The 14319-nt window shown below is 65.9% G+C and carries 10 protein-coding genes and 1 tRNA gene; 2 read left to right on the top strand and 9 right to left on the bottom strand.

Features of this window, described 5'->3' with window-relative positions:
• Positions 1–62 precede the first annotated feature (62 nt).
• A tRNA-Arg gene (locus HD883_RS19290) sits at positions 63–138 on the bottom strand.
• A 285-nt stretch (positions 139–423) separates the two neighbouring features.
• Between HD883_RS19290 and HD883_RS19285 the strand changes: the two genes are divergently transcribed.
• Entirely contained in the window at positions 424–1362 is a 939-nt protein-coding gene (locus tag HD883_RS19285; protein WP_179582472.1) for a c-type cytochrome, read from the top strand.
• Between the two features lie 125 nt (positions 1363–1487).
• Here the strand turns inward: HD883_RS19285 and HD883_RS19280 are convergent, their stop codons facing one another.
• From HD883_RS19280 to HD883_RS19260, 5 genes are all read right to left on the bottom strand, one after another.
• Positions 1488–2492 carry an NADP-dependent oxidoreductase gene (locus HD883_RS19280; protein ID WP_179582474.1) on the bottom strand — a complete coding sequence of 335 codons (1005 nt, stop codon included), beginning with the start codon at positions 2490–2492 and terminating at the stop codon, positions 1488–1490.
• Positions 2493–2605: 113 nt separating this feature from the next.
• Positions 2606–3844 (bottom strand): CaiB/BaiF CoA transferase family protein, encoded by a 1239-nt coding sequence (locus HD883_RS19275; protein WP_179582476.1) that lies wholly within the window; start codon positions 3842–3844, stop codon positions 2606–2608.
• Between the two features lie 37 nt (positions 3845–3881).
• Entirely contained in the window at positions 3882–4538 is a 657-nt protein-coding gene (locus tag HD883_RS19270) for an alpha-ketoglutarate-dependent dioxygenase AlkB (protein ID WP_179582478.1), read from the bottom strand.
• Between the two features lie 25 nt (positions 4539–4563).
• Positions 4564–4953 (bottom strand): HPF/RaiA family ribosome-associated protein, encoded by a 390-nt coding sequence (locus tag HD883_RS19265; RefSeq protein WP_179582480.1) that lies wholly within the window; start codon positions 4951–4953, stop codon positions 4564–4566.
• A 169-nt stretch (positions 4954–5122) separates the two neighbouring features.
• On the bottom strand, positions 5123–7222 hold the full coding sequence (locus HD883_RS19260) for a PAS domain-containing protein (RefSeq protein ID WP_257022313.1): 2100 nt from the start codon (positions 7220–7222) through the stop codon (positions 5123–5125).
• A gap of 177 nt (positions 7223–7399) precedes the next feature.
• Here HD883_RS19260 and HD883_RS19255 point away from each other — a divergent pair, with 177 nt between their 5' ends.
• Positions 7400–7705 (top strand): UBP-type zinc finger domain-containing protein, encoded by a 306-nt coding sequence (locus HD883_RS19255; protein WP_179582482.1) that lies wholly within the window; start codon positions 7400–7402, stop codon positions 7703–7705.
• A gap of 172 nt (positions 7706–7877) precedes the next feature.
• Here the strand turns inward: HD883_RS19255 and HD883_RS19250 are convergent, their stop codons facing one another.
• From HD883_RS19250 to hemE, 3 genes are all read right to left on the bottom strand, one after another.
• A complete protein-coding gene (locus tag HD883_RS19250; RefSeq protein ID WP_179588449.1) occupies positions 7878–9908 on the bottom strand; it encodes a UvrD-helicase domain-containing protein in 2031 nt (676 codons plus the stop codon).
• 202 nt (positions 9909–10110) lie between these two features.
• Positions 10111–12687 (bottom strand): primosomal protein N', encoded by a 2577-nt coding sequence (locus tag HD883_RS19245; protein ID WP_257022312.1) that lies wholly within the window; start codon positions 12685–12687, stop codon positions 10111–10113.
• 471 nt (positions 12688–13158) lie between these two features.
• The gene (gene hemE / locus HD883_RS19235) at positions 13159–14226 is read right to left on the bottom strand and encodes a uroporphyrinogen decarboxylase (RefSeq protein ID WP_179582484.1); all 1068 of its coding nucleotides are present in this window, start codon (positions 14224–14226) and stop codon (positions 13159–13161) included.
• Between the last annotated feature and the right edge of the window lie 93 nt (positions 14227–14319).

The raw sequence follows: 14319 nt of genomic DNA, 5'->3' as shown, positions 1-14319 counted from the left end.
ACTGCGGCTGGCTGCGGACCCCGCCGGTATCTGGATGAATACCTGGCGAAAATCCGAGAAATTGGTGCGCCCGGCTGGGATCGAACCAGCAACCCCTGCCTTCGGAGAGCAGTACTCTATCCATTGAGCTACGGGCGCTAAGTCGACTATTGTAGCCTGCATTCGCGCGTTCGTCCTGCGCCCGGCCATCGGCCGTGATTTTCTTGTCGCATACCAATCGAGCACCCCATGGGCCCATCCCGCTATAATCAGGCGGTTGTGTGCAAAAAATGAATCGGCCGCCATGCCCGCGCTCTTGTTGGAGACCCCAGAGCAGCATGCCCTCGGCGCCGGAATAAAAGCAGTCAAGACCGTATCATTCCCCCGTAACCGTCCCGCGCCGGCGCTCCCCTGTCTCGGCCGGTGGACCTGCAGGATTTCGCAATGAGCAACGCGCATCACGACCACACGCAAGATCACCAATCCCCGATCCGGACGCCTCGCCAGCTGATCACGGTCATCGTGATCTCTCTGCTTGCCCCGATTCTGATCATCATCCTGCTGGTCCACTTCGTCGTGAACGGCACGCGGACCAACGCCGGCGCCGATGCACAGACACCGGCCGCGATCGACGCGCGCATCGCGCCGGTGGCGGGATTCGAGATCCGTGACGCGAACGCGCCGCGTGTGTTCCAGACGGGCGAAGCGGTCTACAAGGCCGTGTGCGCAACCTGTCATGCCGCTGGCGTGGCCGGCGCACCCAAGTTTGGCGACAACGGTTCCTGGGCCAAATACATCCAGACCGGCCTTGAAGAAATGGTGAAGGTCGCCATCGCCGGCAAGGGCGCCATGCCGGCCAAGGGCGGTAACCCCGACCTGGACGACTTTGAAGTGGCGCGCGCCGTGGCCTACATGGCCAACGCCAGCGGCGCCAGCTTCAAGGAACCCGAAGCTCCCGCCCCGGCAGCGCCTGCCGCAACCGCGGACGCTTCGGCGGCTGCGCCTGCTGCTGTTGCTGCGGCCCCCGCCGCCGCGGTGCCTGCTCCGGCTGCGGCAGCCCCTGCAGCGCCAGCCGCCGCACCGACGTCGCCCGCCGCTGCCGCCGCCCCGGCTGCAGCAGCCCCCACCGCCGCCGCGTCCACCGGCGACGGCAAGAAGCTGTACGACAGCACCTGTTTCGCCTGTCACGGTGCCGGCATTGCAGGCGCCCCCAAGTTCGGCGACAAGGCCGCCTGGGCCAAGTACATCGCCACCGGCATGGATACGATGGTTGCCACCGCGATCGCCGGCAAGGGCGCCATGCCTCCCAAGGGCGGCGCCGCCAACGCGACCGAAGCCGACATCCGCGCCACCGTCCAGTACATGGTCGACGCCGCCAAGTAAGCAGCACCGCGGCGCAGCCACACGCAGCGGCGCGCCGGTCTTTGGTGCGCTGGCAGGCAATAAAACCCCCGACGGGCTTTCGCCCCCGGGGGGTTTTTTTGTTTCTGGCGCCGCCTGGCCGCGGCCTACGGCACCACCTGGATCACCACCTTGCCTTTCGCCCGCCCGCTTTCGACATACGCCAGGGCATCCGCCACCGCGTCCAGCGCGAACACCCGGTCGATCACCGGCCTGATCGTCCCGGACTCGATCAGGGAAGCGATGGTGCTCAGTTGCTCGCCACTGGCGTGCATGAACACGAATGCGTAGCGCACCCCGCGCCGGCGGGCCTGCTTCCGGATGCCCCGGCTCAACAGGCGCATCACCCATTGCAAAGGCCACGCCAGCCGGCGCGCCGCCGCAAATTCCTGGGTCGGCGGGCCAGAGATGGAGATCAGCTGTTCGCCCGGCTTTACCACCCGCAGCGACTGTTCCAGCTCCTTGCTGCCCAGGCTGTGCAGGACGACGTCATAGTCGCGTAGCTCCTTCGCCACGTCCTGCCGGGTGTAGTCGATGACGACATCCGCGCCTAATGCTTTGACCCACTCGATATTGCGCGTGCTGGTCGTTGTCGCCACGAAGGCGCCCAGGGCCTTGGCCAACTGGATGGCGATACTGCCCACGCCGCCGGATCCCGCCTGGATGAACACCTTCTGCCCCGGTTGTACCTTCGCCGTCTCGACCAGCACCTGCCACGCGGTCAGGGCAACCAGGGGAATGGAGGCGGCTTCTTCCATGCTCAGGTTGGCAGGCTTGCTTCCCACCGACCCTTCCTTGACGGCAATGAACTCGGCAAAGGTTCCGATCCGGAAGTCGTCTGCCCGGGCGAACACGGCATCGCCCGGCTTGAATGCACTGACGCGCGGACCGACCTGGACGACCATGCCGGCCACGTCGTGGCCCAGCACCAGCGGCATGCGATAGGGTAGGATGAGCTTGAAGTCGCCGTTCCGGATCTTGGTGTCCAGCAGGTTGATGCTGGCGGCATGAACCCGGATCAGGACATCGTCATCCTGCAGGGCGGGCGCCGGGACGTCGGTCAGGCGGCCAACCTGGGTCTTGCCGTAACGATCGATGGTGAAGGCTTTCATGCACGTCTTTGCTGAGGTGGGCGATCCCGCTGTAGAGCGGCTGCCCGCAATGATGATGACCAACATCAAAACTGTCAACAGCTTTGATGATGATAAACATCAATACCAGCGTGTCACGTCCCGCCCGCGTCCCCTGCCGTCAATCCGGCCACATCCTCGGGGCCCCAGCCCAGCACTTCCTGCAGCACCTCGTCCGTGTGCTGCCCGAGCACCGGCGGGGCGGCGCGGTACTGCACCGGGGTATCCGAAAATCGCAGCGGGCTGGCCACGCTCGGCGCCGTGCCGGCCGCGGCGTGCGGCAGGTCCAGGCGCAGGCCGCGCGCCTGCACGTGCGGGTCGGCAAACACCTGTTCGATCGTATTGATGGGGCCGCAAGGCACGCCCACGGCTTCAAGCCGTTCCAGCCAGTAATCGCGCGGCCTGGCCGCCATGATCTCGGCCAGCTGCGGGACCAGCACGTCGCGGTTGATGGTGCGCGACTGGTTGGTCTGGAAGCGCGGGTCGGACGACAGATGCATCGCGTCCATCGCCACGCAATACGCGCGGAACTGGGTATCGTTGCCAACCGCAACGATCAGGTGGCCATCCGATGCCGCGAACACCTGGTAAGGCACGATGTTCTGGTGGGCATTGCCAGAGCGCCCGGGCGCCTTGCCCGTCGTCAGGAAGTTCATGTTCTGGTTGGCCAGCATGGCGACCACGCTGTCCAGCAGCGCAATATCCAGCCGCTGGCCCAGGCCGCTCTGGTGCCGTTCCTGCAGCGCCGCCAGGATGCCGACGCTGGCATACATGCCCGTGACGATATCGACCACGGCCACGCCCGCCTTTTGCGGCCCGGCGCCGGGCATGCCGTCGCGCTCGCCTGTGATGCTCATCAAGCCGCCCAGGCCCTGGATCATGAAGTCGTAGCCCGGCCGGCTGGCATAAGGCCCGCTCTGGCCAAAGCCGGTGATCGAGCAGTAGATCAAGCGCGGGTTGATCGCCTTCAGGCTCTCATAATCCAGGCCATATTTGGCCAGGCCGCCCACCTTGAAGTTTTCCACCAGCACGTCGCTGACCGCAGCCAGTTCGCGCAGCACCCGCGCGCCTTCCGGCGTCGCCAGGTCCACCGCCACCGACCGCTTGTTCCGGTTCGCGCACAGGTAGTAGGCGGCATCGCGCGTGTCGTTGCCTTCCGCATCCTGCAGGTACGGCGGCCCCCAGGAACGGGTGTCGTCCCCGCTGCCGGGCTTTTCGATCTTGATGACATCAGCGCCCAGATCGGCCAGGTTCTGGGTACACCAGGGACCGGCCAGGACCCGCGTCAGGTCAAGAACGCGGATGCCCGCCAGGGGAAGGGAACGTTGTGTCATGCGATGCCCGATTGCGCCATTAACGGGCGTAACGATATCAGAGCACCGCGCGCCGCGCCGAGGTCCGGAAAGTAATGGAGTAACGCAACGATAAGGTGGGCGACACGCTGTGCTGCCAGTCCCACCGCGCCGGACCTTGCATCAGATAGATGGATCGGGGGGCCAGCACCTGCTTGAGGACGGCGGTCCGGGACCGCGAGCGTGGCAATGCGGGGGATGGCACCCGCGCTTCGCGCCGATAGGGCCGGAAGCGCATCGTCGCGTCAGACGCCAGGGACACGCCCACCACATCTTCAAAATCCGGCACGTCGCGGTGCCATCCCAGTGGCGTCCCCACGGAATATTCGGCCACCAGGATCTGGGTAAACGCCTCAGTCGGCAGGCCCGCCCACGCGGCGATTCGTTCCCGCAGCGGCTGCAGCCATGGCGGCGCCGCATCGGCCGCGAGCAGAGCATTCCGATCAAAATCGAAGCGGCCGCCGTAGCTGACGATCCGCCGCTGCGCGACGTACTGCTTGTAGCGCATGGCCTCGAACGGCAGACCCGAGATATGGGCCAGCAGTCCGGCTTCTTCGTCAGGGCTCAGAAAGCCGGCTTCGTAGCGAAAGCCCGGCGGCGCCGCCGGGGGCGATGGGGCCCAGTCGGCCGCCTCGTCCTCGAACAGCAATCCCTGGGCTGCAGGCGACGTCGGCATGACCGTCCCACCGCCCTTGCGGCACTCAGTCGTCGCCGTCGTTGTCGCCCGCGCCCGGCACGCCAGTGCCCTCCGCGTCGGTACGGATGGACGTGTGATCGCGGTGGTCACGGACCTTGCCAAGGGCGCTGTCCAGCGCGCGGCGGGCCTTGTTTTCGGCGCCACTCAGGGCCTGCTCCAGCGTCGGGGCGTTGTGGCTGACAGCCACGGCCTTTTGCCCGATCACGTGGGCTTCGATCATGCAGCGCTTGTCGTCCGCGCCGCCTTTCTGGCTATTTTCGTCCGACAGGTGCACTTCGACGCGGCGCACATCGTCAGTAAAGCGGCCCAGATTCCGGCGGATCTCACTGTCGGCCCATTGTTCGAGCTTGACCCGGTTTTCCATGCCATTGCCAGTATTGATATGAATTTCCATGAGGCTCTCGTGCTTGGTTTCGGGAGAAAAACCCCGCAAGCGACGTGCCCGACGGCAACTCAGCAGTAAGGCCCCGACCTGCCTGACGATGCGGCCTTTTGCCCCGCGTCAGCCCTACCCCCACCGCATGTAAGAACTGCATGGCCGCAGGCGCCAGGTCGTCATCCGTTCAGCGCGCCAGGGTCAATTGCCGCACGCGTTCCAGCAGGCTGTCCACCGTGAAGGGCTTGGTCAGCACCTGCATGCCGGGCTCCAGCACCCCGTCGCCGATCAGCGCGTTTTCGGCGTAGCCCGTGATGAACAGCACCTTCAGGTCCGGCCGCTGGGCGCGCGCGGCATCGGCCAGTTGCCGGCCGTTCATGCCGCCGGGCAGCCCCACGTCGGTCACCATCAGGTCCAGCGCCACGTCGCTCTGCAACACCGTCATGGCCGACGGGCCGTCTTCGGCTTCGACAGGCGCCATGCCGGCGTCCTTCAACACCTCGGTCACCAGCATGCGCACGGTGATCTCATCATCAACCACCAGCACCCGCGCGCGTCGCACCGGGGCGGCCGCGGCAGCCTGCGCCGCGGCATCGTCGTCTTCGCTTGCGGCCCCGTCGAAACGCGGCAGGAACAGGCTCATGGTCGTGCCTTCCCCAAACGTCGACTCGATGCGCAGTACCCCGCCCGACTGGCGCGCAAAGCCGTACACCATCGACAAGCCCAGTCCCGTGCCCTGCCCCAGCGGCTTGGTCGTAAAGAAGGGTTCGACCGCGCGCGCCACGGTGTCAGGGGTCATGCCGATCCCGTCGTCGCTTACGCTCAACGCGACGTAATCCCCGGCCACGAGTCCCAGTTCCGACGCCATGCCCGGCAGGATCGACCGGTTCGCGGTGGCGATCGTCAGGCGGCCGCCGTGCGGCATGGCGTCGCGCGCGTTGATCGACAGATTCAGCAAGGCGTTGTCCAGCTGCACGGCGTCCACCATCGTGGACCACAGCCCGGGCGCCAGCAGCACGTCGACCGGAATGGCTGGCCCCACCGTGCGGCGCAGCAGTTCCACCATGTCGCGCACCAGGCGGTTCACGTCGGTCGGTTGCGGATCGAGCGTCTGCCGGCGCGCAAAGGCCAGCATGCGATGCGTCACGGCAGCGGCACGCTGCGCCGCCCCCTGCGCGGTGTCGATATACCGTTCGGTACTGGCGCGGTCCAGCGTGCCCATCTGCAACCGCCGGCGCATCAATTCCAGCGACCCGCTGATCCCGGTCAGCAGGTTGTTGAAGTCATGCGCCAGCCCGCCCGTCAGCTGGCCGACGGCTTCCATTTTCTGCGACTGCCGCAGCGCTTCCTGCGCCCGCAGCAATTCGGACGTGCGCTCTTCCACCCGCTGTTCCAGCGTCACGTTCATGAGCCGCAGCGCTTCTTCGGCACGGACGTTTTCGGTGACTTCATACCCGCCCGTGAAGATGCCGATCACGTCGCCCGCGTCATCGCGCACGGGGTGATACAGGAAGTCCAGGTAGCGGGGCTGCGCTTCGCCCGACATGTGGATGGGATAGCCGTGCATGACGATAGGCTCGCCCGTGGTGTAGACGGTGTGCAGCAGTTCGTAGAAGCCCTGGCCTTCCAATTCCGGGAACACGTCGCGAATGGCCTGTCCGACGAAGGGGCGCGGACCGAACAGCTTCTGGTAGGAATCGTTGACATAGTCAAACACATGTTCGGGTCCGAACAGCAGCCCCGCAAAGCCCGGCATCTGCTGCAGCGTCAGCCGCTGGCGCTCGCGTTCGCGGTCCGCTTCGGCACGCGCCAGGACGGCACTGGTTGCATCCACGACCGTGCACATCATGCCGAGAATATTTGCGTGTTCATCACGTAATGGCATGTACGTAAAGGTCCACCAGGTAGCCTTACGCACGCCGTTACGAAACATCGACAACGGCATTTCCTCGACCCGTACACCCTCGCCGGCCAAGGCGCGGTCGACGATCCATTCGATATCGGCCCAAATATCGGACCAAATTTCCTGGAAAGGTTGTCCCATTGCCCGGTCGACGCGATCAAGCAGCATCGGCGCATACGCATCATTGAAGAAGAAGCGCAGTTCGGGCCCCCAGGCCACAAACATCGCCTGGGGCGAATCCATCCAGGTCGCCAGCGTGCTCTTGATGACCGTGGGCCAGGTGTCGACCGGCCCCAAGGGCGTCGCCGACCAGTCGATGCGGGTGAACCTGGCGCACCTGGCGTCGCCATTGTTCAGGAACGCAGACAGGCCTTGGTCAACCATGGTGGGGATCTCGTAAAGACGGGTTGGCGACATGCCAGCGCAAATGACGGCGGCACGGCCGGGCGTCGGCTACTTTACCGCTTTCAGGTCGGGTTCGGACCTCGTCCCCCATCCGGGGGTTGGGATGACGCCGCGCCGATGCCATACTGGACGCTCGACATTTCAGCAAGGAACGCCATGAGCACGTCCTGCACGCACACGTCCAGCATCGCCCACGTCGCGCCCAGCGCGCTGGGCTGCGAAGAATGTCTCAAGTCGGGCAGCATGTGGGTGCATCTGCGCCTGTGCCGCACCTGCGGCCATGTCGGCTGCTGCGACGATTCGCCCAACCGCCATGCCCGTGCGCACTTTCACGCGACGCAGCACCCGATCATCGAAGGCTACGATCCCCCCGAAGGCTGGGGCTGGTGCTTCGTGGACAAGGTCGAAGTCGACCTGCCCGACCAGACGCCGCACAACGGGCCGATTCCCCGCTACGTGTAGCGGCGCGGCGGCGGTGGCAGCCCGGTCGGGAAGCCGCCGGGAAACCGCGGCAGCGGCATGCGGCAGCGACGCCCCAGCAGCGACGCCCGGGCAGCGATACCCGGGCAGCGACGCCCCGCAGCGACCCCCCGCAACGACGCCCCGCAGCGACGTGCATCTGCCGCGAGCCGCCTTAGCCTCCCTTGTTCAGCAGCGCCTTCAGCATCCCCAGCCGGTCCTTCGCGCTCATGGCCGGCGTGGTATCGACGATCTTTTCGCCGCCCAGCCCCATCTCTTCAATGAAGCGTGACGGCTCGCGGGCGACGTCTTCGCGGCCGCGTTTGCGCTTCTTGCACCAGGTCACGTGCAGGCTGCGCTGCGCGCGGGTGATGCCCACGTACATCAGCCGCCGCTCTTCCTGCACACGCGCGACCAGCGATTCAGCGGCCTTGGCCGGATCGCCTTCTTCATCGTCCTTGCCCAGGTGGGGCAGCAGGCCTTCTTCCACACCCACCAGGTACACGTGCGGATATTCCAGGCCCTTGGACGCATGCAGCGTGGACAGCCGCACCACGTCCGGGTCTTCTTCGTCGTTCTTTTCGAGCATGGTGATCAGCGCAATGTGCTGCACCAGTTCGACCAGCGTCATGTTGTCTTCTTCGGCCTTGCGCCGCAGCCAGCCGGTCAGATCCAGCACCGTCTGCCAACGGGCCTGCGCGCCGCGTTCATCAAAGGTGTCGTACAGATAACGTTCGTAGTTGATCGCGCGCAGCAGGTCGTCCAGGATTTCGCCCGCCGGTTCGGCCGACGTGATGGCCTCGCCACTGGCGCCCCGCCCTGCTCGCCATTGCATCCGGTGGATGAATTCGCCGAACTCGCGCAGCTGCGCCAGTTGCCGCGCCGCCAGCCGCTGTTCCAGACCCGTCTCGAAGATCGCCGCGAAGAGCGGAATCTCGCGCTCGCCGGCATAGTTGCCCAGCACTTCCAGGGTCGCCTGGCCCACGCCGCGTTTGGGCGTGGTGATCGCGCGGATCATGGCGGGATCATCCTCGTCATTCGCGATCAGCCGCAGGTAGGCCAGCACGTCCCGCACTTCGGCCTTGTCGAAAAAGCTCTGCCCGCCCGACACCATGTACGGAATCTTCAGGTTGCGCAGCGCCTGCTCCATCGCCCGCGCCTGGTGATTGCTGCGATACAGGATCGCAAAGTCCTTCCACTGCGCTTTCTTTTCGAAGCGCGCGGCCGAGATGCGCACGGCCACCGATTCGGCTTCGGCTTCTTCGCCATCCATCGGAACGACCACAATGGGATCGCCCGCCCCCAGGTCGGACCACAACTTCTTGTCGAACAGCTTGGGGTTCTTTTCGATCACCCGGTTGGCCGCGGCCAGGATGCGCTGCACCGACCGGTAGTTCTGTTCAAGCTTGATGACCTTGAGGTTAGGATAGTCGGTGGTGAGCTTGGCCAGGTTTTCGATAGTCGCGCCGCGCCACGCGTAGATGGCCTGGTCGTCGTCGCCCACGGCAGTGAACATGGCGCGCGGGCCCGTGATCAATTGCACCAGCCGGTACTGGCAGGCATTGGTGTCCTGGTATTCGTCGACCAGCATGTAGCGCAGGCGCGACTGCCAGCGTTCGCGCGCTTCGTCATCGCGTTCCAGCAGCTGCGCGGGCAGGCGGATCAGGTCATCGAAGTCCACCGACTGGTAGGCCCGCAGCGTGGCGTTGTAGCTGCGGTAGGCGCGCGCGGCCTCCCGTTCGCCCTCGGTGGAGGCGATGCGTTCGGCTTCGTCCGGCTCGACCAAGGCGTTTTTCCACAACGAGATCGTGTTCTGCACGGCGCGCAGGCGGCCCTTGTCGGTGGTCGCGATCAGGTCCTGCACGATGCCCAGCGCGTCGTCGGACGCCAGGATCGAAAACGCCGGTTTCAGTCCGACCTTCTTGGCTTCTTCACGCAGCAGCCGCACCCCTAGCGAGTGGAAGGTGCTGATCGTCAGGCCCTTCAATTGATTGGGCGCCGCCACGGATTTGACCCGCTCGGCCATTTCCTTCGCGGCCTTGTTGGTGAAGGTCAGCGCGGCCACGTTGCGCGCGTTGTAGCCACAGTCGCGCAGCAGGTAGCCGATCTTTTGCGTGATCACGCGCGTCTTGCCGCTGCCCGCGCCGGCCAGCACCAGGCACGGACCATCCAGATGCCGCACGGCTTCGCGCTGGGCATCGTTCATGCCCCCGGCCACGGGCGGCAGCACGAACGGCTCGGCAGGCGCGCCCTTCGCGTCGAGCTGCGACTGGGCGCGGTCCAGCTTGCGGACCGTCGAAGACACGGGAGGAACGTCAGGAGTCGATGAAGCAGTCATGCGGGCACACCAGAGGGGAAGCTTGCGGTCGCCCCCGTCGCGCAGGGCGGGGACCATCACGTTGCGGTGATCAGATTTCCAGCGGGTCGACTTCCAGGTGCCACCGCACCCGGGCCGCCGATGCCAGGGCCGGCAGGCGGGCGCCCCACTCGTGCAGGAAGTGCTGCAGCGCCGGGCGGTGATCGCTCTCGACCAGCAACTGCGCCCGCTCGACATTGGCCACCCGCACCACGCGCAGGGGCACTGGATCATAAAGCGTAATCCGGGCCAGGGCCGCGCGGGTCGCTTCGTCGGCGCCTTCCAGCATGCCATCTTCGGATTCGGCGCGGGCCTGCGCCAGAAAGCCGACGGCCTGCGCCAGCTCGGGCGCCTCGGCCGTCAGCAAGGCCTGGAACGCGAACGGCGGCAGTCCGGCCGCCTTGCGCTCGTCCAATGCGTAGCGCGCAAAGCCGTCGTAGTCGTGTTTGACCAGCGACTGGTACAGCGGCTGTTCCGGATACCCGGTCTGCACGAATACTTCGCTGGCGACCCCGCTGCGCCCCGCGCGTCCGGCTACCTGCATCAGCTGCGAAAACAGCCGCTCCGGGGCCCGGAAATCGTGCGAGAACAACATCGCATCCGAATTGAGCACGCCGACAAACCCCAGGTTCTGGAAATCGTGCCCCTTGGCCACCATCTGCGTGCCGACCAGGATATCGATCTCGCCGGCATGCATCTGCGAAAACAGCGCATGCGCACTGCCCTTGCGCCGCGTGCTGTCGGCATCGATCCGGGCGATTCGCGCGGTGGGGAACAGTTCGGCCAGGTGTTCTTCCAGCCGCTGCGTGCCCCGGCCCATGGGCTGCAGGTCCTGATTGCCGCAATCCGGGCAGGCCGGCGGCACGCGTTCCTGCCAGCCGCAATGGTGACAGCGCAATTCGTGCCGCGCGTGGCCGCCCCGCTGCGGCGCCGATCGATGCAGCACCATGTAGGCGGAACACCGCTTGCACCCGCTCACCCAGCCACAGGCGTCGCAATGCAACACCGGCGCGTAGCCTCGGCGGTTCAGGAAGATCAGGGATTGCTCGCCCCGCGCCAGGCGTTCGCTCACGGCCGTCAGCACCTGCGGCGACAGCCCTTCTTTCAGCTTGATCTGCCGCGTGTCGATCAGGCGGATCTTGGGCGGCGCGGCGGCCTGCGCGCGGTCGGGCAAGGACAGCTTCAGATAGCGGCCGCTTTCGGCGTGCTGCCAGGTTTCCAGCGACGGCGTGGCCGACCCCAGCACCACCGGGATGCCCAGGTCACGCGCCCGCCAGATCGCCAGGTCCCGCGCCGAATACCGCAGTCCTTCCTGCTGCTTGTAGGACGGATCGTGTTCTTCGTCGACCACGATCAGCCCCAGGTTCGGGATCGGCGTGAACAGCGCCAGCCGCGTTCCGACCAGTACCCGCGCCTGCCCGCGCACGATCCGCAACCAGGCCGACAGCCGCTCGCCATCGGCCAGGCCGCTGTGCAGCACGGCCACGCCGTCCTTGCCCGCGGTGGCCTCCAGCCGGCGGCGCAGCACGCCTTCCAGCTGCGGAGTCAGGTTGATTTCGGGCACCAGCAGCAGCACCTGCCGGCCGGCGGCCAGGACCCGCTCGGCCGCGTGCAGGTAGACCTCGGTCTTGCCGCTGCCCGTCACGCCATGCAACAGGACGGGCTTGAAGCCTTCCAGGGTCGCCAGCGCGTCCACGGCTTCCTGCTGCGCCCTGCCCAGAATCGGGCGGGTGATGGCGATGGGGCTGCCGGTGGGATCGATGGGGTCAGTTGGGTTGGCACGGTCGACGGGCGCATCGGGGTCGGCGGGTTTGGCACGGTCGGCGGGCGCATCCGGGCCGGCGGGTTCGGCACTGTCCGCGGGCGCATCCGGGCCGGCGGGTTCGGCACCGTCGGCGGGCGCATCAAGGCCGGCCGGGGAGTCGACTGAAGGCCCGGTCACACCGTCCGCCCCGATGTCCACAGGTGCGTCCACAACGTTATCCACAGGTACCCAAGCCGGAACCGCGGCGGCTTCGGTAGCATCTGATTCTGCGTCTTTACCTTCCAGCTGGCCCGCTTTGATCGCTGCTTTCGATGCTTTTTCTGCAGACCTTAACGCCTTTTGGGCCGCCTTGGTCGCTTTTTCCGCAGCCTTTGCGGCCTTCTCGGCCGCCCGCGCTTCCTTCGCAGCCGCCTTGGCCACCGCCGCGTCGGCGCGGCCGGCCCGCTCGTCCAGGCGGGCGATCGGCCCGTCCCCTGACCGCAGGCCGTCGTACGACGACGGCTTGCGCAGCGGCCCGGGCAACGCCGGCAACATCACTTCGCCCAGCGGCCGCTGGTAATACTCGGCCGCAAAGCGCGACAGCCGCAGCCAGTCTTCCGGCAAGGGCGTCAGATCATCCAGCACACGGATCACGTCGCGCAGTTTCGATTCGTCCAGCGCGGGCGCGGCAGGCAGGTCCACCACCACGCCGATCAGATCCCGCCGGCCAAAGGGCACCACCACCCGCTGGCCGACCCTGACCGGCCGATCGACCCGGTAGTCGAACAGCCCCGGCACCGGCACGTCGAGCGCCACCCGCACCCATCCGGGTGGAGATTGAGCCTCGGGCTCAGCAGAAATCGATAACGCACTGGTTTGGGTCATTGCGAGTCGGCATGGAGCAATCGACGGGCAGTCACTCATGCATCAGGAGGATGGAAAATAAAGGCCGTAGGGGGTTCAGACTTGGCAGAGCCCCCAACACCGCATCACACTTAAAGTAAAACCTCGGAGTGGCCCCTAAACCACTGCGTGAGCGGCAGATTTTGTTGTCCCCAAAATGCCTGTGGACAACTTTGGGGACAACACTGGCGCAAGTCGCGGGCTACGGTCCGGAAGGCTTAGCACATCATTCACCCTGCTTGAGAAAATTTTTTAATTTCCCTTTCAGATCAACGACTTAACCATAAAAATAAAGGCCCGCCAGCGAATATGTAAGCGCGTATGAAGGACGTGAACAATGTGAATAAGTCACCGCCCCCATATCCCGGCGGCCATATCACGAGGCAACCAGAACTGCAAATCGGTGCCATCCCCCAAGGTGTAGGCCTCCTTGGGACAGCCCGCCACGACGGATCAGCCGCGAAGCCCCCGGCTGTGCTGGTGAACCGCGTCCACCAGCGTCACCACCGCTTCGGGCGGCGTGAACTGCGAGATCCCGTGACCCAGGTTGAACACGTGTCCCGGATGGTTGCCAAAGCTGTCCAGCGTACGGACGACTTCGGACCGGATACGGTCTTCCCCGCCGAACAGCGTCATGGGATCCAGGTTGCCCTGCAAGGCCACCCGATCGCCGACCCGCTCGCGGGCCTTGCCCAGGTTGACCGTCCAGTCCAGCCCGATCGCATCACAGCCCAGGTCGGCAATGTCGTCGATCCACAGACCGCCGCCCTTGGTGAACACCACCGACGGCACCGACCGGCCATCGTTTTCGCGGATCAGCTTTGCCAGCGCCTTGCGGGTGTACGCCAGCGAAAATTCCTGGAACAACCCGTCGGCCAGCACGCCGCCCCAGCTGTCAAAGATCATGACGACCTGGGCGCCCGCCTGGATCTGGGCATTCAGGTACACCGCCACCGCCTCGGCATTGATCTCCAGGATCCGATGCATGAGGTCGGGGCGCTGGTACATCATGGTCTTGACGGTACGGTAGTCGCTGGACCCCGCACCTTCCACCATGTAGCAGGCCAGCGTCCACGGACTGCCCGAAAAGCCGATCAGGGGCACCTTGCCCGCCAGTTCGCGGCGGATCTGAGTGACCGCGTCAAAGACATAACGCAGTTCGTTCATGTCGGGCGCGGTCAGCGCCGCCACGTCGGCTTCGGTGCGCAGCGGACGCGCGAATCGCGGGCCTTCGCCGGTTTCGAAGCTCAGGCCCAGTCCCATGGCGTCGGGAATGGTCAGGATGTCGGAAAACAGAATCGCCGCGTCCAGCGGGAAACGCGCCAGCGGCTGCAGCGTGACTTCGGTGGCGTAGTCGGGATTCTTGGCCAGGCCCAGGAACGAGCCGGCCCGCGCGCGCGTGGCGTTGTATTCGGGCAGGTAGCGGCCGGCCTGGCGCATGAGCCAGACGGGCGTGTACTCGGTCGGTTGGCGCGCGAGGGCCCGCAGGAAAACATCGTTCTGGAGTGTAGGGGCGGACACGGGGGAGCCCTCGGCTTGGGGAAAGACGGGGATTTTACCCTTCCGCAGGCGCTCGCCCGCATCAAGGGAGGACAAAGCCGTCATACCGTTACG

Origin of the sequence: Pigmentiphaga litoralis (assembly GCF_013408655.1) — a bacterium.
Lineage (GTDB): Bacteria > Pseudomonadota > Gammaproteobacteria > Burkholderiales > Burkholderiaceae_B > Pigmentiphaga > Pigmentiphaga litoralis_A.
Note: the sequence above shows the minus strand (reverse complement) of the source record. Positions and strands in the feature narration are given on the sequence as shown.